Source organism: Amycolatopsis sp. SID8362, from assembly GCF_010550475.1.
GTDB classification, from domain to species: domain Bacteria; phylum Actinomycetota; class Actinomycetes; order Mycobacteriales; family Pseudonocardiaceae; genus Amycolatopsis; species Amycolatopsis eburnea.
Map to the genome: position 1 here is coordinate 1 of NZ_JAAGNB010001219.1, position 16412 is coordinate 16412.

Here is a 16412-nt window from a genome sequence, read left to right on the forward strand (position 1 = left end):
GAAGCCGTCCACGAGCGCGCGGCCGATCCCGCCGCCGCGGCCGCGGTGCTCGCGACCGGCGTCGTCAACCTCCTCCAGACCCTCGACCTCGGCCACATCGTCCTCGGCGGCGCGGACCTGCTCCCCCACGGCGAGCTCTACCGCGCCGCCGTCGAGCACGCCGTGCGCACCCAGCTGCCGGGCGCGGACTGGCTCGATGTGGAGGTTTCGCTGACGTCGCTGGGCACCGACGTCGTGGCGGCCGGCGCGGCCATGCAGGTCCTCGACGCCCGCTACGGCCTCCCCGACCCGGCCCGGCACCGCCGCGCGACGGTCAGCTGATCGTTCAGTTCCGGCCGAGCTGCAGGATCCGGACGCACGGCTCGTGGTCCTGCCACGGCTGAAGCCGGACGTAGCCCGTGACGCTGCGCTGGTGCGTTGTTCCGGCGACGTCGACCTCGATCACCGGGTCGTGGAACCGCACCTCGCCCGCGACCGCCAGCTGGGTGGGAGCCTCGACATTGAGCAAGATCGTGCCGCCGAGCAGCGACTCCGACCCCGGGCAGGCCATCGCCTTCGCGCCGTCCGGCCCCTCGATCGTGTCGGCGTTGAGGCGCCGCAAGAACTCCTCCGCCACCGTCCGGGCCGCTTCGAGCTGGCTGTCGCTGTCGCGCGAAAACGACGACGTGGTCGGCGGCGCCGGGCTCGGCGGTGGTGCGGCCGACCGGCTCAGGAAGAACCCCGGGGTCACGAACCCGGTCACCGCCACCGCCGCGACGACGACGGCCAGCCCCAGCGCGGCGAGCGCGACCCACAACCCGGTGCGTCGCGGCGGGGGCGGTACCGGCCCGCCGAACTGCCCAGGCCATGACGACGGGCCGTGCTGCTGGTAGGACATGACTGCGCGAACCTCCCCTGATCGCTTCAGCGGATGATACGGCGCTTCAGGCCGTGGGGTCCGGACCCAGCGCGAGGTCCAGCAACTCGCCCAGCTGATCGAGCTGCTCGCCCGACAGGTCCCGGAACGACGACGACGCGACGCCGTCGACGAGCGCCTGTCCCTCCGCGCGCAGCCTCGCGCCTTCTTCGGTCAGCCGGTGGCGCACCGCCCGGCCCGGCCCCGGGACGCGCTCGATCAGGCCGCGCTCCGCCATGCGGGCGGCCAGCGAGCCGAAGGACTGGTCGGTCTGGAAGGTCAGCACCGCGAGGTCGTGCAGCGAGGCGTCCGGCTTGCGGTGCAGGTGGCGCAGCGTGTCCCACTGCACGAGCGAGAGCCCGAGTGGCGCCAGCGCCCGGCTCAACGCGCGGTGGTGGCGGTACTGCAAGCGCTTGACGGCCAGGGAGACGTCGCCGGGGCGGTACTTCATGCGCTCACCTTAAGGCCCGCGAAGCCAGGTTGCTTATCTAAGGATCCTTATATAAGGTTCCTTAGGTACCCACCGAGGAGGACACATGACGACGCACCCCGAGGCCGGCTCGCTCCGGCCCGCCCGCACCGAAACCCACCCGCTCGACCTGGGCGGCGTGACCGTCCGGGACCTCGACCGCACGCGCCCGTACCTGCTGCTGCACGGCGGTGGCGGCGTCGCGACGATGACCGGCTTCGCCGACCTGCTCGCCGAACGCACCCACTCCCGCGTGCTGCTGCCCACCCACCCGGGTTTCGGCGGCACCCCGAAGGCCGACGGCCTCACCGACGTGATCGCGCTGGCGCGGCTGTACGTCGAGCTGCTCGACCGGCTCGACCTCACCGACGTGACGGTCATCGGCAACTCCTTCGGCGGCTGGCTGGCCGCCGAAATCGCGCTGCTGAAGAGCCCGCGGGTCAGCGGCGCCGTGATCGTCGACGGGATCGGCATCGAGGTCGACGGCCACCCGCCGACCGACATCAGCGGCCTGTCCCCCGCCGAAATCCGGGCGCACTCCTGGCACGACCCGGCCAAGGCGCCCGTCCCGCCCGGCGGCGGCACCGGCCCCAGCCCGGACGTCCGCGCCCTCATCGGCTACACCGGCCCCGCGATGACGGACCCGACGCTCGCCGGGCGGCTCGCGGACCTCGACGTTCCCGTGCACGTCGTCTGGGGCGAAAGCGACGGCATCGTCGATCCCGAGTACGGGAAGGCCTACGCCGCGGCGATCCCGCTGGCGGAGTTCACGCTGCTCCCCCGCACCGGCCACCTGCCGCAGGTCGAGTCCCCCGAAGAGCTGCTCGGCGCACTGCTCGACCTCGGCGCATGAGTACCCGCCTGCGCGTCACCCGGATCGGGCACGCCTGCCAGCTGATCGAGTTCGGCGCGCTCCGCGTGCTGACCGACCCCTGGTTCACCCAGACCGCGACCTACTACCAGGGCGAGCCGGTCGCCTCGACCGTCCCGGCACTGGGCCGCGTCGACGCGGTCGTCATCAGCCACGAGCACTACGACCACTGCGACCTCGACGCACTGGTCACCGGCGGCTTCGACCTCGCGACGCCGGTGATCGGACCCGGCACCGTCGCGGCTCTCGCGCGGGACAAGGGTTTCCGCGACGTCCGGGCCATCGAGGCGTGGGAAGCCACGACGGTCGGCGACCTCACCGTGACGGCGGCACCGGGCAAGCACGGCGTCCACGAAGTCACCTTCGTGCTCCAGTCGGCCGAGCGCACGGTCTTCTTCGGCGGCGACTCGCTGCGCATCCCGGAACTCGACACGATCCCGGACCGGTTCGGCCCCGTCGACCTGGCGATCCTGCCGACGAACGGCCTGTGCGTCCGGCCGCTGAACCACCAGCAGGTGGTCATGGACGCCGAGGAGGCGGCCGGGCTGACGGCGGTGCTGAAGCCGACGATGGCCATCCCGCACCACTACGCCTTCCACAGCGGACGGCTCGGCGACCGCATGCTCACCCACGGCGACCAGGACCCCCGCCATTACGCCGACGCTGTCGCACGGCTCGCGCCGGGCGTCGCCGTCCGCTTGGTACTGCCCGGAACGCCGGTCGAAATCCCGTGAGCGAGGCGGCTCCCCGAGTGACGTGAATGACTCATTCATGTCGTCGGACGACATGAATGAGTCATTCACTACGTCCGTGCCCAGCGAAATTCCCTGAGCGAACCGTGTCGAGAACGGCCAATCGGCTCCGACTGAGGGGTACCGGCGGCCACCCCAGGCCGCCACCACGAAAGGCGGACCCACGATGACCAAGGTGACGGCCCAGATGTCGGTATCCCTCGACGGCTTCTTCACCGGCCCCCGCGACACCCAGGCCCTCGGCGACATGAGCCGCTGGATGCAGGGGCCCGAAGCGCCCGGGTTCTTCCGGGTCACGCGGTGGGCCGTCGACGCCATGGCCTGGCGGGAGCGGCAGGGCTTCGCCGGCGGCGAGCAGTCCGCCGACTCCGACATCGTCGCCGAGATGTTCGCGGCCGCCGGTGCCTACGTGATGGGACGGCGGATGTTCGACGCCGGCGAGGTTCCCTGGGGTGACGAACCGCCGTTCCACGCGCCGGTGTTCGTCGTCACCCACCGGCCCCGGGCGGTGCTCCACCGCCAGGGCACGTCCTTCACCTTCGTCACCGAAGGGCCCGAACGGGCCGTCGAGCTGGCCCGCGAAGCCGCCGGGGACAAGGACGTCGCGGTCGCCGGGGGCGGGGAGCTGCTGCGCCAGGTGCTGACCGCCGGTCTCCTCGACCAGCTCGAACTGCACATCGCCCCCGTCCTGCTCGGTGCCGGCCAGCGCCTGTTCGACGGCCTCGGGCTCGGCGCGGACGACGGCGTCGAGCTGGTCCCCGTCCGGGTCGTCGAATCGCCGGGGGTGACCCACATCCGCTATACCGTCACGGGGCGGTCGAAGCTGGTGCTGGACGACCGCGGCGCCAGTGGCGAGCTGGTCGGGCGGTGAGCGAGGAGCGAGCGATGAAGTACATGCTGCTGATCTACGGCAACGAAGAAGCCTTCACCTCGGTGGGCGCGGAGACCCTCGCCGAGATCATCCGCGAGACCGACGCGCTCAACCAGGAGCTGTTCGAGTCGGGCGAACTGGTCGGCGCCTACGGCGTCGCCGACGAGGTGAACACCAAGATGGTCCGGGTCACCGACGGGACGCCGGTGGTGACCGACGGGCCATACGCCGAGGCCAAGGAGTTCCTCGGCAGCTTCATGATCGTCGACTGCGACAGCCTGGACCGGGCCCTGGAAATCGCGGCGCGTGCCCCGTCCGCGCGCTATTGGGGCGTCGAGGTCCGGCCGCTGATGCACGAGGCGAACGTCGAGCCGTGACCGGCTGGCAGGCCGTCCGGCGGCTGGTGCCCGAGGTGCTCGGCGTGCTGGTGCGCCGGTACGGCCTCTTCGACGCCTGCGAAGACGCCGTCCAGGAGGCGCTGGTGGCCGCCAGCGTCCAGTGGCCGGTGGAGGGCTGGCCGGAGAACCCGCGCGCGTGGCTGGTGACGGTGGCGTCGCGGCGCCTCGCCGACCAGGTGCGCAGCGACGCCGCCCGCCGCCGCCGGGAGGAGGCCGACGCCCTCCGCACCCCTCCCGCCGGCGGCGAGGTGTACCCCGACGACACCCTCACGCTGCTGTTCCTGTGCTGCCACCCGGTGCTGACGCCGCCGTCGCAGATCGCGCTGACCCTGCGCGCCGTCGGCGGCCTGTCGACCGCCGAGATCGCCCGTGCCTTCCTCGTGCCCGAAGCGACCATGGCGCAGCGCATCAGCCGGGCGAAGCAGCGCATCAAGGCGGCCGGAGCCGGCTTCGCCCTGCCACCGCCGGCCGAGCAGGCGGCCCGGCTCGGTGTCGTGCTCCACGTGATCTACCTCGTCTTCAACGAGGGTTATACGGCCACGTCCGGCACCCGGCTGGTACGCGCGGACCTGACGGCCGAGGCGATCCGGCTGGCTCGCGAGCTCCACCGGCTGGTCCCCGCCGACGGCGAGGTGGCCGGGCTCCTGGCGCTCCTGCTGCTGACCGACGCCCGCCGCGGGGCTCGCACCGCCGCGGACGGGTCGCTGGTCCCGCTCGGCGAGCAGGACCGGACGCTTTGGGACGCCGACGCCATCGCCGAGGGCGTGGCACTGGTGACCGGCGCGCTGGCGAGCGGCCCGGTCGGCCCGTACCAGCTCCAGGCCGCCATCGCCGCCGTCCACGACGAGGCCGCCACCGCCGACGTCACCGACTGGCGGCAGATCCTGGCTCTCTACACGGTTCTCGAGCGCGTGGCGCCCAACCCGGCGGTGACGCTCAATCGTGCGGTCGCGGTCGCCGAGGTCCACGGGCCCGCGCCCGCGCTGGCCCTGCTCGACACCCTTTCGGCCGACGAGCGCATCGCCGGCTCGCACCACCTCGTGTCGGTCCGTGCCCACCTGCTGGAACTGGCCGGCGACCACGACGCGGCGCGCGCGGGCTACCAGGAGGCGGCCCGCCGCACCACCAGCGAACCCGAGCGGCGGCACCTCCTGGGCCGCGCCGCCCGCTTGGCCTGACGGATCAGTGCCGCGGCAAAGCCTTGCGGGGGCGGGGAATCGCCTTCCGCCCCGGCTTCGGCTCGCCTTCGCCGAGGGTGAACCGCAGTGCGAGGTCGAAGGCGTGCTCCAGCCTCGCCACGTGCACCCGGACGACGTCGTCGTCGGCGGCCGACCTCGCGTCCGCCAGGCTGCGGCTGACGTTCGCGATCCGACGACGGGAGGCCGCTTGGAGCGCAGCCTGTTCTTCCATGGTGAAAATCCTTTGATCAGCAGCGAAAAGCAGGTTTCCTTCGGCGGGCGACTCTAGCACTGCGCGTGACCGGCCAACGTGGACAGTCGCACTCCTCGATCGCCTCCCCCGCACGGGGGAACGTGCCTCGCGAGCGCGTAAGGGCCGCCGGGCGGCGAAGTCGCACCCACGCACAGGAGAGCAGCACCCCGAGCTGAGAACCGGGCCCGCGTAGGGGGCGGGCCCGGTTCTCGTCGTGCGTGCGGCAGCCGTCCTTGTCCGGGTGCGGCCAATGGCCGAATTCGCTCATGCGCCACCGCGGAAACCCTTCCTAAGCTCTGCCCCGTCGAGCCGCCTTCCCGGGGCCGCGGCCGGCGAAATCTTCCATTCGACGAGGGGTTTTCCCATGTTCAGATCCAGAGTGCGCGCCGCTGTGCTGGCGTTCCTCGTGCTGCTCGGCGGCTTGACCACGACCGCGCTGACCGCCGCGCCCGCCTCGGCCGCCGCGTCGTGCGCCGGCGGGGTTTCGGTCTACGGCGTGCTGCCGGACGGCCGGCTCACCTACACCACGATCGACCCGGACACCGGCAACATCACGCACATCGTCGTTTCCTCGAAGACGCTCGGGTTCACCGCGAAAGCGCTGGCCACGCTCAACTTCAACACGCTGCTCGTGACCTCGACGTCCGGTGTCCTCTACCGCGTCGACGTCGTCACCAACAGCTCCAGCCTCACCTTCAACGACCCGATCGACGTCCAGCACGGCTGGACCCACAACCTGCTGTCCTACGACGGCCACGGCCACCTCTACGGCACGACCTCCGGTGGTTCCCTGCTGCAGTACCTGGTCTCGGCGACCAAGCCGGGGACGAACCAGATCGGGCAGCGCCGCGAGATCGGCAGCGGCGGGTTCACGCTCAAGACGCTCGCGGCGGCCGGGGACGACCGGCTCATCGCGACCGCGTCCGACGGCCAGCTGATCAGCTACGCCGTTTCGCAGACCGGCACCACCTACACCCGCGCGCAGCTCGACGACGCGGGCTGGCAGAGCTTCGAAAACCTCGTCTCGCCCGGCGGCGGCCTGTACTACGGCAAGAACCCCGACGGCGCCATGTACTGGTACGAGGACGACGACCCGGCCGACGGCTCCGGCACGGACATCGCCTACCACCTGGACGACCCGGTCGCCTCGCGCGGCTGGACGCAGTACCTGCTTTCGGCCGACCCGGCCGGCTGCACCAGCGCCACCCCGGTCAAGCCGCTGCGCTCGAAGATCGCCACCCTCGCCACCGGCGAAGTCGGCACCACCGAAGCGAGCTGCGACAAGTACAACGACGGCTGCAACTACGGCGCCAACGACTGGTGCGCGATGTTCGCCACCTGGACCTGGGCGGCGGCCGGCGTCGCGGACGTGCCGCGCAGCACCTGGGTCGCCCGCGGCCTCGGCAAGTGGGGTGTCGACCACGGCCTGTTCAAGTACCGCTCCAGCAGCACCCACGGCAGCCCGAAGATCGGTGACTGGGTCATCTACGGCCCGCCGGACGGCACCACGGGCGGCCACGTCGACGTGATCACCGCGGTGCACCCCGACGGCACGCTCACCGTCGTCGGCGGCAACGTCAGCAACAAGGTGACGCGGCGCGTGATCGACCCCGACACCGCCCGCTCCGGCGCGGACAACGTGCTGATCTCCGGCTACGTCTCCCCGCCCGGCGCCTGACCTTCCCTTCCTCGCGGTGCCGCGGCCACCACCGCGGCACCGCCCCGCCCACCTGGAGCTTTCCCATGCGCATCACCACGAGATCGATCGCGGCGGGCCTCGCCGCGCTGTCCATCCTGACCGCCGGCGCCACCGCCGCGAGCGCCACCACCGAGACCGACGCCATGGCCGCCCGCGTCCAGCAGCTGGCCGCCTACGCGACGGCGCCCTGCGTCACGGGCGGCCCGACGGCGGCGGACAGCGCGGCGGCCACCCGCCTCAACAGCGTCCTCACCGGCGCGTTGAAGGGCTACATGACGCCGTACCGCGTGTCCTGCGCCCGGGCGGTCATCAACGCCGTACAGGCCCGCGGGCTCGACGAGCGCGCCGCGGTCATCGCGATCACCACCACCATCGTCGAATCCACGATCGAAAACATCAGCGAGCAGGTCGACCACACCAGCCTCGGCCTGTTCCAGCAGCTCGACTCCTGGGGCACCGCGACGCAGCGGCTCAACCCGGCCTGGGCCACCAACGCGTTCCTGGACGTGATGGAGGACTTCTACCCGAACGGCAGCTGGCGCACCGCCACGATCGGCGACGTCTGCCAGCGCGTGCAGCGGTCGGCCTTCCCCGACCGCTACCAGCCGCAGGCCGCGGACGCGCAGCGCATCGTCGACGAGCTGAGCGGCCCCGCCGCGACCACCGTGTCGGTCTACGGCGCGCTGGCCGACGGGCGGCTGACCTACAGCACCATCAACTCGCAGACCGGCGACCGCACCAAGACCCTCGTCTCGAGCGACAACCTCGGGTTCGCGCCCAAGGCGCTGGCCACGCTGAACTTCAACACCGTGCTCGCGACCTCGCCGGCCGGCGTGCTCTACCGCGTCGACGTCATCACGAACAACAACTCGCTGCAGTTCGGCACGCCGGTCGCGCTCGGCAGCGGCTGGACCCACGACATGCTGACCTACGACGGCCACGGCCACCTCTACGGCATCGCCGGCAGCACGCTGATGTCCTATGTGGTCTCCCGGCCCAAGCCCGCGAGCACCCAGATCGGCCAGCGAGCCGTGATCGGCACCGGCTTCACCATGCGCACCATCGCGGCCACCGGCGACGACTGGCTCATCGGCATCAGCACCACCGGCGTCCTGCGCTCGTACCACATCGCGCCCGACTACACGTGGAGCGGAACGACGCTGGCGGACCGCTGGAGCAGCTTCGACCAGATCGTCTCCCCGGGCTACGGCCTGTACTACGGCCAGACCCGCGACGGCGCGCTGTACCGCTACCACGACCACAACCCGTTCGACTTCGACGGCTCGGACATCCAGGGCTTCGGCACCGACCCGGTCGACACCAGCGGCTGGACGCAGACCCTGCTCTCGGCCCAGCCGTTCGGCGCGTAGCCCGGCCATGGCGGACGAACCGGCCGCCCGCTGGTGGGGCGAGACGGGCGGCCCCCGCCCGGACCCGCCGGGGTGGTGGCCCGAACCGGACAACCTGCACTGGGTGGGCAACCCGGAGCCGGAGGAGGAACCCCCGGCCCGGCCCCCGTGACCGGATCCGGACAGTGGCCGGACTTGCTCTCCCGGCGTAAGACATCGCGGCCTAACTTGTCACACAGCAGAGATGATCGCTTTTCGCGGGGAGGACGACATGATCAAGCGGATGGTGACCGGGGTGCTGGCGGCGGTGCTCGCGTTCGGGGCCGTGGCGGCACCGGAAGCGTCGGCGGCGGACAAGCCGCGGACGGGGTGCGTGTGGATCTGGACCGCGGGCGTGCCCACGTGCCAGCTGCAATGACGGAGGGGTGAGGGGGGAGGCCTCCGGTCGTGGAGTGGAGCTGTCGGGGGACTGCTTCACCGGCCGGAGGCCTTCGTCGTGCGCCGAGCCTTCGATCGGGCCACCGCGTACCTCCGAAGCGGACCCGGCCACGCACCCAGCCCGCCGCGATGCCGGGCAGCGCGCACCGGCCCCGGACCAGCGGCAAAACCGAGAAGCCCGGCCACGCCGAGCCGGGGTCACTCCGAAGCGGACCCGACGACACGCCCAGCGCCGCCGCAGTACCGGGCAGCGCGCGCCCGCCCCGGACCAGCGGCAAAACCGAGAAGCCCGGCCACACCGAGCCGGGGTCACTCCGAAGCGAACCCTGCCGCATCGGGCGATGGCGCCGAGGACGGGTGGCCCCGGCCGGCTCGGCTATCCCAGCCAGCCGAGCCGGGTCGCCGCGTGGACCGCGGCCACCCGGTTGTCGGCCTGCAGAGCATCAAGCAGGCCCTGGACGTGGCGGCGCACCGTCCGCTCGCTCACGTCGAGGTGGCGGGCGATGGCGCCGTCGGTCATGCCGGTGGCCAGCAGGTCGAGCACCTTGGCCTGGGTCGGCGTCAGGCCGTGGCGCTGCTGCCCGCTGTCGCCGTCGCCGATCGGGACGGCCTGGCTCCACACCAGCTCGAACAGCATCCGCAGGCCGGCGACGATGGTCGGGCTGCGGACGAAGACCGCGCCCGCCATCCCGCTGGGGTCGAGCGGCAGCAGCGCCGAGTGCTGGTCGGCGATCACCATCTTCATCGGCAGCTCGGGCGCCACCCGCATGTTCCAGCCGGCGGCGATGCTGGCCTCGACGACGCCCTTCGCCCCCTCGAACTCCAGCGCGGCGCGCTCGTAGACGTTGCGCAGCCGCACGCCGCGCTCGGTCACCGCCTCGGGCAGGGCCATCACCGTGTTCGCGTCGGGTTTGCGCTTGAAGTGCCGCGTGGTGAAGGTGAGGAACTCCTCCTTCGCGGACAAGCACAGCTCGAGCGACAGCGCGCCGATCCGCTGCGGGTCGGACAGCACCTCGACGGCTGCGTCGCTGCCGCCGCCGTAGGTCGCCCGGTAGACGGTCTGGAGCATGTCGAGCTGCTGGCGCGCGGACACGATCTGGCGCTGCTGCTCGACCAGCCGCTGCTGCGCGCCGAGGATCGCGTGGTCGACGGCCCGGACCGGCTCCATCGGCGCCAGCACCGGGTCATCGCGGTAGTCGCGGCGCACGAACCCGCGGTCGATCAGCTCCTGCATCGCCGCGCTCGCGGCCCGCGGATCGTCCAGCGCCACCGGCCCGGACCGCACCATCGCGTCGTACAGCGCACCCGCGTCGGCCGACAGCAGCCCTTCCAGCATCCCCACACCCTCCGGCGCTCACCACGGCCCATGGTAAGCCATTTCGATCTTCCCCACGGCGCACGACGACCACGCCGGCGAGCGGCAACCGGTTGAGTGCGCGGCCCCGGTGTCACCCGGTCGGCCGAATGTCGGAGCTAGAGGCGGTCGTACTCGTCGCCGTCTTCGTTGAGCAGCACGTAGCCGGGCGACAGCTCGGTCAGGCACCGGCTCAGCGCCGCCAGCAGCTCCTCGACGTCGACCTCGCCGAGGTCCAGCTTCTCCGCGACCTCGGCGCGGAGCCGGTCGAGCTCCGGCTCCTCGGCCTTCAGCTCGGCGTAGGAACTCTCGAAGGACTCGCGCATCGCGTCGACGTCGGGCGCGTCCGCCACCACGTCGTGCCAGGTCGGCACCCCGACCACCAGGCGAACCACCGCGTCGACGTCGGCGGCGACGATCCCGGCGGAGCCTTCGGAGTCGGCGTAGAGCACGGGACCGTTGCCGCACAAGAAGAACGTGCCGCCGGCGGCGTCGCCGGCGATCGGGCGCAGCTCGCCGCCCGAGGCGAGCCGGACCGGTTCGACGGGGTCGAGGCGGGCGACGTCGAAGTCGAACACGTCCGCCAGGAGGGCGGCGGCGCTGGCGTCCTCACGGAGGCGATCGAGCATGGCGGAACGATAGCGGGCTACGGCGTGGTGCCGTCGCCGTAGTCCAGCCACGTCCCGACCGGAGGCCGCTGGCCGACGCCCGGACGGCGGTAGTCGCACACCCCGCCGGGGAACGCCGCGCGCAGCCGCTGCTGGTCCGCCGCGGTGAAGGTGACCGGGTAGTCGCGGAAGTCCAGCGGCTTCAGCCGGCACTTCAGCACGTCGAGGGCCAGCCCCTCCCCCGCGACCATCCGCGTGTTGGCCGCCACCGGGTACAGCGCGCCGCACTGGCCGCTCGCCGGGTACGTCAGCGCTTCGGTGACCCGCGACGACGCGGACAGGTAGCAGCCGTCGCCGAGGTCGCCCGGCCGGTTCGCCAGCACCTTCTGCTGCCGGCTCCGGTGCGAACGGTCGGCGTCGATCGCGGTCAGCCAGCGGTCCATCGCGTCGAGCTCGTACGCGCTCGCGGCCGCCGCTTCCGCCGCCGTGGCGTGGTTTTCGATGATGACCTGGTTCGCCGCGGTGCCGTTGGCGCGCAGAAGCCGTTGCCGCAGCACGTAAGACCACTCGGTGGTGTGGATGTCGTTGCCGGGGCCGGCGAAGTCGAGGTCGGTCCGCTGGTCGATGATCGGCGTCTCCCGCAAGCCCTGCGACGCCGAGTTCACGATGCCGTCGGCGTACGCGGCGTCGAGCGCCTTCGGGTCGGCCGCGGTCCGCTGCGCCACCGGCGTCCCCGTGTAGTCGAGGCCGCCGATGCTCGCGTTGAGGTCGGCGAACTGCGCCGCGGTGATCGTCCCGGACTTCAGCGCGGCCAGGCCGTACTGCACGCCGGTGGTGTCCAGCGTGCTGCGCACGAACCCCGTCCGCGGGTCGCGCCCGAGCTGGTTGACCAGCTGCTCGTTCGAGTTGCACTTGACCCCGCCCGGGTTGGTGACCGGATCCCACCGCGCCGCGACCGGGATGGCCGCGTTGCAGCTGCCGGTCGCGGTCGCGCGGCTGGCGAAGGTCAGGTCCCAGGAGGTGCACGAGTCGTAGCTGGCGAAGCCCGCGACGGCCTGCTTCTGCGCCGCGGTGAACGCCGCGCCCGGTCCGGCGAAGTACCGGTCCAGCAGGCGGCAGTCCGACACCGGGCCGCCCACGCTCAGCGGGTCCGGGAACGAGACGCCGGGGATGATGCCGTCGACGATGCCCGGGTAGTTCTCGGCGATGTCGTACTGCTGGATCGCCCCGCCCGAGCCGCCCCAGCCGATGGTGTGGGCGATCGGGCCGTAGGTCTCGGCGAAGTGCTCCTTGACCATCATCGCCGCCTCGGCCGAGATGATCGGGCTGCAGTTGGTGTCGAGCACGTTCAGGCTCGACGACGCGACCGCGAAGCCCCGGCCCAGGAACAGGTCGTTGACGACGCCGCCGGTCGAGGCACCCTGGTGGTAGCCGCCGTTGCAGCCGCCGCCGAAGGTGTAGACCAGCTTCCCGTTCCAGCCGGGGTCGGGCGCGGTCGGCGACGGCGTGCCGGTGTAGAGCGCCGCCATTTCGTAGACGGCGCGGTCGATCGTGCCGCGCTCGACGCGGACGACGTAGGGCACCGCGTGCCCGTCGACGGTGGCCGTCGCGAGGTCCGCGGGCCGGCTCGCCGGGTCCGCCAGCGGCGCGAACGCCCCGGCGGTGGTCCGGTACTGGTAGCTCACCTGCGTCGGCGCACTGCACAGCGGCTGCTGCGCCGCGGGGAGGCCGAACGCCTGGGTCTCGCAGTAGAACGGGTGCTGCTGCGCGCCGGAGAAGACCGGCCCGCTGATCGGGTGGTCAGTGACGCGCAGGTTCGCCCGCTGGTCCGGGCCGGGCCCGCTCGTCCGCGCGCTCAGGTCGTTGGTTCCCTCGCGCAAGCCGGTCACCAGGCCGAGCAGGCTGCCGTCCGGCTGGGCGCGGAAGCTCGCGGTGACGTCGCGGCCGTTCGCCCGGACGGTGACCCGCGCCCGCTCCGGCGGGACGACCTTGACCAGGACCTGTTCCCCGCTGACGAGCGCGGGCTGCGGGTTCGACACCGTTTCGATCGTCAGCCGCCGCCCCGGTGGCGTGCCGGGAGCCGCCACCGCTGCCGCGGTCCCCGTCAAGAGGAGGGGCGCGACCAGCGCCGCCACTGCGAAAGCACGGTTCGCCACCGGACACTCCGCTCGCTCGTGGCGTCGCGTCCGCGCGACACCGGGCCGCTGCCGGTATAGCACCCGCGCCCCGGCCGGAACAACGTTCTTGCGGGCTCCGGAATCAGCCGTGCGCCCGCGCGGACAGGTCCTGCCACTGGGCCCAGGTGTCGAGCCGGTCGGCGTAAACCTGCTTGAGCATCGGGTAAAAGCCCTGGCCGAAGAGCACGCGCAGCGGCGGGCGGTCGGTGTCGACGAGGGTGAGCAGCGCCTGCGCGGCGGCGGCCGGGTCGCCGGCGGGCTGGTCGCGCATGGCTCCGGCGAGCCGGGTGCGCAGACCGTCGTAGGCGGGGATCGGGTCGGCGAGGTGGCCGTTGGCGAGCGGATCCGGGTTCTTGCCGTCGCGGGTGGCGAAGCCGGCGGGCTCGACGATGGTGACCTTGACGCCGAACTCGGCGACCTCCTGGGCGAGCGTCTCGTTGAGGGCTTCGAGCGCCCACTTGGAGGCCTGGTACACCCCGCCGAGCGGCATCGCGATCAGCCCGGCGGCCGACGACAGCTGGATGATGTGCCCGGCGCGCTGCTCCCGCAAATAGGGCAATACGGCCTGAATGACCCAAATGGCGCCGAAGACGTTCGTTTCCAGCTGGTCGCGAAGCTGCTGTTCGGTCAGTTCTTCGATCGCGCCGATCTGCGCATAACCGGCGTTGTTCACCACGACGTCCAGCCGCCCGAAGTGCTCGGCGGCCCGCTTGACGGCCTCGGTGACGGCGGCCTTGTCGGTGACGTCCACGGCCAGCGGGAGCAGGTCGTCACCGTGGGCTTCGACGAGCGCGCCGAAGCTCGCCGTCGACCGCGCGGTCGCGGCGACCCGGTCACCACGCGAGAGCGCGGCTTCGACGAACTGGCGGCCCAAGCCGCGGGACGAACCGGTGACGAACCAGACCTTGCTCACGGTGTCTCTCCACTTCCTGCGCTGCCGGATGGCGTGCGATCGACCACCAGACACCGGCAGGGGGAACGCCGTGACAACGGCGAGGCGTAACGCCGCTCACACCGCCGGCTTCAGCGGCCGGCGACGAGGTGCAGCAGGTCGTGCGCCGCGGACAGGCTCTCCGGCAGCGGGTACCACCGCACCTCCGGCCGAGCCGCGGTGACCAGCTGCGGATCACCGCGCAACCGGTCGCCGATCTCGCGCCGCAGCGTGCTGACGCGATACTCCATCCCGGTGTCACGCTCGGCGAGCACGACAGCCGTCGACCGGCCCAGTGCCGCAGCCGTCTCCCCGCTGTCGAACACCCGCCGCAGGACGTCCGCGAGCAGAACCATCGCCATCGGGCTCGACCAGCTGTCCACCCGCGACAGATCGAGCCCGATCACCAGCAGCACCGGCTCACTCCCGCTCCGCGCGACGCGCCGGTACACCTCCCCCAGCCGCACCCGCAGGTACCCCTCGGTCGCCAGGCCGCTGAACGACTCGGTCGCCCCGCTGCCCGGCGCCTCACCCGCCAGATCGGCCCACCCCACCGCGGCGGCACGCAGCATGCCGAACGGCGCGGCACCGGGATCGGCGGAGATCAGCCCGTCGGAATTGTGCTCCAGGACCGCGTGCAACGCCGCGACGTCGTACAACGTCTCGTCCAGCCCGGCACCGGTCCACGCCCGCGACCGGCCCAGGCCGCCCAGCGCCCCGTCGACGTCGCCGCCGCACAGGACGGCGCGGCACACCGCGTCCACCTCGGGGACCGCCCAGTCGCTCGGGAACCGCCACCCGCTGCTGATGCTCGCGATCCGCCACCGGCTCCGGAGATCCCGCACGGCTCTGCCCGCGCACTCTCGATCGACCACCGCTCACCCCTTCGCGTGACGACCTGTCCGGCCCTCCCCGTTGGTGTCGGGAATTCGACGGGCCCAGTCGCCGACCGTGACGCGAGGGTGGCGAGAGATCCACCGGATGAGCTAACCCGCAGGGGTGTCCGTTCGCGGCGCGGCTTCGACGTCGTCCGCGCAGAACCACTCGTTCGTGTGTTGTTCCCCGCTCGCCGCGGGTCCGGCGTCCACCCAGGACAGCCCGGCTTCGGCGAGCAGCGTGTCGAAGATGGGCGTCGCCGGGCCGTTGTGCGGTGTGTCCACTGTGTTCATCGGTGTTCCTGTCACGTGGCGGGGGTCGTCGGCGTGCGGCGCCCGGCGCGGCGGGAAGTGGTGCCCACGAACACTTCGAGGGCGAACAGCCCCTCCCGGGCGGCGCCGGGAACGGCCTGGCGGCAGGAGGTGCACTCGGTGACGTGCGCCGCGACCGTCGCCGCGCAGGCGTCGTAGCGGCCGCCCCGCAGCCAGATCTCCAGCTGGCGCAACGCATCCCGGCAGGCGTGGCTGCGGGGCGCGGGGAGCTGCTGGGCTTGCAGGTAGGCCAGCCGCAGGCCCGCGCGGGCCCGGCTGGCGAGCGCGGCGACGCCGTTCGGGGAGATGCCCATGACCGGCGCCAGGTCGGCCGGGGTGTGGCCTTCGGCGACGATGTTCCAGAGCACGGTCCGCCAGCGCACCGGCAGGGTGTGGAACGCGGATCTGACCAGCTCGTCGGTCGAGCGTCTGAGCACCAGCTCCTCGGCGCCTTCGGCGACTTCGGCACCCGGGACCACCGCGTGCGGCTCGACCCGTTCCCGGTAACGGTTCCAGCGGGCGGCGAGGTTCCGCATGGTCACGACCAGGTACGGGCGCAGGTCGTCCTTCGGCCCGCCACCGGCGCGGACCACCGCGAGCACGCAGGCGAACGCCTCGGCCACCAGGTCGTCGCGTTCCGCGGGCTGCCTGGCCCAGCGCGCCGCGACCCGGCGCAGGGGCTCGGCGTGCCGACGGAACAGCCGATCCCCCGCGGCGGGGTTCCCCGCCCGCAATTCGGCGAGCAGCTGCCGATCCGGCAGGTGGTCGTCGTCTGTGGATTCGTCCATCGATACTCCGATTCAGCGCCGCTTGCACTCTCGGTGATTTGATAGCGCACAAAGTAACAGTTACAGAAGTGTAGCCCTTAATCGCTACCCGGTACGCTTCGCGAAGTGATGGCTTCCAGAGCGGGCACCGGGCCCGGCGACGGCCGCGCGGCGCGCTGGGCGGGGCAACGCGAGCGCCGGCGCCGCGAATTCGT

The 16412-nt window shown here is 72.2% G+C and carries 19 protein-coding genes and 1 pseudogene; 10 read left to right on the forward strand and 10 right to left on the reverse strand.

Features of this window, described 5'->3' with window-relative positions; translation table 11 throughout:
- Window positions 1–321, forward strand: a pseudogene (locus G3I65_RS37840) (hypothetical protein); the annotation flags it as partial.
- Between the two features lie 4 nt (window positions 322–325).
- Here the strand turns inward: G3I65_RS37840 and G3I65_RS37845 are convergent.
- On the reverse strand, window positions 326–877 hold the full coding sequence (locus tag G3I65_RS37845) for a hypothetical protein (RefSeq protein WP_160700350.1): 552 nt from the start codon (window positions 875–877) through the stop codon (window positions 326–328).
- A 46-nt stretch (window positions 878–923) separates the two neighbouring features.
- On the reverse strand, window positions 924–1346 hold the full coding sequence (locus G3I65_RS37850; RefSeq protein ID WP_160700351.1) for a MarR family winged helix-turn-helix transcriptional regulator: 423 nt from the start codon (window positions 1344–1346) through the stop codon (window positions 924–926).
- Between the two features lie 85 nt (window positions 1347–1431).
- Between G3I65_RS37850 and G3I65_RS37855 the strand changes: the two genes are divergently transcribed.
- From G3I65_RS37855 to G3I65_RS37875, 5 genes are all read left to right on the forward strand, one after another.
- Window positions 1432–2217: an alpha/beta fold hydrolase gene (locus tag G3I65_RS37855; RefSeq protein WP_160700352.1), complete on the forward strand. Its 786-nt coding sequence runs from the start codon at window positions 1432–1434 to the stop codon at window positions 2215–2217.
- Entirely contained in the window at window positions 2214–2969 is a 756-nt protein-coding gene (locus G3I65_RS37860; RefSeq protein ID WP_160700353.1) for an MBL fold metallo-hydrolase, read from the forward strand. Before G3I65_RS37855 ends, G3I65_RS37860 begins: the two co-directional genes overlap by 4 nt.
- Before the next feature lie 184 nt (window positions 2970–3153).
- Window positions 3154–3858 (forward strand): dihydrofolate reductase family protein, encoded by a 705-nt coding sequence (locus tag G3I65_RS37865; RefSeq protein WP_160700354.1) that lies wholly within the window; start codon window positions 3154–3156, stop codon window positions 3856–3858.
- 14 nt (window positions 3859–3872) lie between these two features.
- Complete coding sequence (locus G3I65_RS37870; protein ID WP_125310503.1) at window positions 3873–4235, forward strand: YciI family protein; 363 nt, start codon at window positions 3873–3875, stop codon at window positions 4233–4235.
- Entirely contained in the window at window positions 4232–5434 is a 1203-nt protein-coding gene (locus G3I65_RS37875) for an RNA polymerase sigma factor (RefSeq protein ID WP_160700355.1), read from the forward strand. The genes G3I65_RS37870 and G3I65_RS37875 overlap by 4 nt, the downstream gene beginning before the upstream one ends.
- A gap of 4 nt (window positions 5435–5438) precedes the next feature.
- On the opposite strand, the gene G3I65_RS37880 is transcribed toward G3I65_RS37875, so the two are convergent.
- Window positions 5439–5666 (reverse strand): hypothetical protein, encoded by a 228-nt coding sequence (locus tag G3I65_RS37880; protein WP_160700356.1) that lies wholly within the window; start codon window positions 5664–5666, stop codon window positions 5439–5441.
- 385 nt (window positions 5667–6051) lie between these two features.
- Between G3I65_RS37880 and G3I65_RS37885 the strand changes: the two genes are divergently transcribed.
- From G3I65_RS37885 to G3I65_RS37900, 4 genes are all read left to right on the forward strand, one after another.
- Window positions 6052–7365, forward strand: coding sequence for a tachylectin-related carbohydrate-binding protein (locus tag G3I65_RS37885; RefSeq protein ID WP_160700357.1), 1314 nt, complete (start codon window positions 6052–6054; stop codon window positions 7363–7365).
- 65 nt (window positions 7366–7430) lie between these two features.
- Window positions 7431–8756, forward strand: a complete 1326-nt coding sequence (locus G3I65_RS58635) for a tachylectin-related carbohydrate-binding protein (RefSeq protein WP_203612628.1) — start codon at window positions 7431–7433, stop codon at window positions 8754–8756.
- A gap of 7 nt (window positions 8757–8763) precedes the next feature.
- On the forward strand, window positions 8764–8907 hold the full coding sequence (locus G3I65_RS58640; protein WP_160700358.1) for a hypothetical protein: 144 nt from the start codon (window positions 8764–8766) through the stop codon (window positions 8905–8907).
- A gap of 72 nt (window positions 8908–8979) precedes the next feature.
- Complete coding sequence (locus G3I65_RS37900) at window positions 8980–9153, forward strand: hypothetical protein (RefSeq protein ID WP_160700359.1); 174 nt, start codon at window positions 8980–8982, stop codon at window positions 9151–9153.
- 396 nt (window positions 9154–9549) lie between these two features.
- Here the strand turns inward: G3I65_RS37900 and G3I65_RS37905 are convergent, their stop codons facing one another.
- From G3I65_RS37905 to G3I65_RS37935, 7 genes are all read right to left on the reverse strand, one after another.
- On the reverse strand, window positions 9550–10509 hold the full coding sequence (locus tag G3I65_RS37905; protein WP_160700360.1) for a LuxR C-terminal-related transcriptional regulator: 960 nt from the start codon (window positions 10507–10509) through the stop codon (window positions 9550–9552).
- Window positions 10510–10646: 137 nt separating this feature from the next.
- On the reverse strand, window positions 10647–11156 hold the full coding sequence (locus G3I65_RS37910) for a hypothetical protein (RefSeq protein ID WP_160700361.1): 510 nt from the start codon (window positions 11154–11156) through the stop codon (window positions 10647–10649).
- A 17-nt stretch (window positions 11157–11173) separates the two neighbouring features.
- Window positions 11174–13291 carry a DUF6351 family protein gene (locus G3I65_RS37915; protein ID WP_160700362.1) on the reverse strand — a complete coding sequence of 706 codons (2118 nt, stop codon included), beginning with the start codon at window positions 13289–13291 and terminating at the stop codon, window positions 11174–11176.
- A 103-nt stretch (window positions 13292–13394) separates the two neighbouring features.
- Window positions 13395–14225, reverse strand: coding sequence for an SDR family NAD(P)-dependent oxidoreductase (locus tag G3I65_RS37920; RefSeq protein WP_160700363.1), 831 nt, complete (start codon window positions 14223–14225; stop codon window positions 13395–13397).
- 110 nt (window positions 14226–14335) lie between these two features.
- Window positions 14336–15088, reverse strand: coding sequence for a GGDEF domain-containing protein (locus G3I65_RS37925; protein ID WP_203612629.1), 753 nt, complete (start codon window positions 15086–15088; stop codon window positions 14336–14338).
- A gap of 141 nt (window positions 15089–15229) precedes the next feature.
- Window positions 15230–15412, reverse strand: coding sequence for a hypothetical protein (locus tag G3I65_RS37930; RefSeq protein WP_160700365.1), 183 nt, complete (start codon window positions 15410–15412; stop codon window positions 15230–15232).
- A gap of 11 nt (window positions 15413–15423) precedes the next feature.
- Window positions 15424–16218, reverse strand: a complete 795-nt coding sequence (locus G3I65_RS37935; protein WP_160700366.1) for an RNA polymerase sigma factor — start codon at window positions 16216–16218, stop codon at window positions 15424–15426.
- Between the last annotated feature and the right edge of the window lie 194 nt (window positions 16219–16412).

Excerpts from the sequence above, each read along its gene's own strand:
- G3I65_RS37860 (WP_160700353.1), top strand. The coding sequence starts at position 2,214 with ATGAGTACCCGCCTGCGCGTCACCCGGATCGGGCACGCCTGCCAGCTG.
- G3I65_RS58640 (WP_160700358.1), top strand. The coding sequence starts at position 8,764 with ATGGCGGACGAACCGGCCGCCCGCTGGTGGGGCGAGACGGGCGGCCCC.
- G3I65_RS37865 (WP_160700354.1), top strand. The coding sequence starts at position 3,154 with ATGACCAAGGTGACGGCCCAGATGTCGGTATCCCTCGACGGCTTCTTC.
- G3I65_RS58635 (WP_203612628.1), top strand. The coding sequence starts at position 7,431 with ATGCGCATCACCACGAGATCGATCGCGGCGGGCCTCGCCGCGCTGTCC.
- G3I65_RS37870 (WP_125310503.1), top strand. The coding sequence starts at position 3,873 with ATGAAGTACATGCTGCTGATCTACGGCAACGAAGAAGCCTTCACCTCG.
- G3I65_RS37905 (WP_160700360.1), bottom strand. The coding sequence starts at position 10,509 with ATGCTGGAAGGGCTGCTGTCGGCCGACGCGGGTGCGCTGTACGACGCG.
- G3I65_RS37855 (WP_160700352.1), top strand. The coding sequence starts at position 1,432 with ATGACGACGCACCCCGAGGCCGGCTCGCTCCGGCCCGCCCGCACCGAA.
- G3I65_RS37885 (WP_160700357.1), top strand. The coding sequence starts at position 6,052 with ATGTTCAGATCCAGAGTGCGCGCCGCTGTGCTGGCGTTCCTCGTGCTG.
- G3I65_RS37910 (WP_160700361.1), bottom strand. The coding sequence starts at position 11,156 with ATGCTCGATCGCCTCCGTGAGGACGCCAGCGCCGCCGCCCTCCTGGCG.
- G3I65_RS37930 (WP_160700365.1), bottom strand. The coding sequence starts at position 15,412 with ATGAACACAGTGGACACACCGCACAACGGCCCGGCGACGCCCATCTTC.
- G3I65_RS37880 (WP_160700356.1), bottom strand. The coding sequence starts at position 5,666 with ATGGAAGAACAGGCTGCGCTCCAAGCGGCCTCCCGTCGTCGGATCGCG.
- G3I65_RS37900 (WP_160700359.1), top strand. The coding sequence starts at position 8,980 with ATGATCGCTTTTCGCGGGGAGGACGACATGATCAAGCGGATGGTGACC.
- G3I65_RS37845 (WP_160700350.1), bottom strand. The coding sequence starts at position 877 with ATGTCCTACCAGCAGCACGGCCCGTCGTCATGGCCTGGGCAGTTCGGC.
- G3I65_RS37850 (WP_160700351.1), bottom strand. The coding sequence starts at position 1,346 with ATGAAGTACCGCCCCGGCGACGTCTCCCTGGCCGTCAAGCGCTTGCAG.
- G3I65_RS37935 (WP_160700366.1), bottom strand. The coding sequence starts at position 16,218 with ATGGACGAATCCACAGACGACGACCACCTGCCGGATCGGCAGCTGCTC.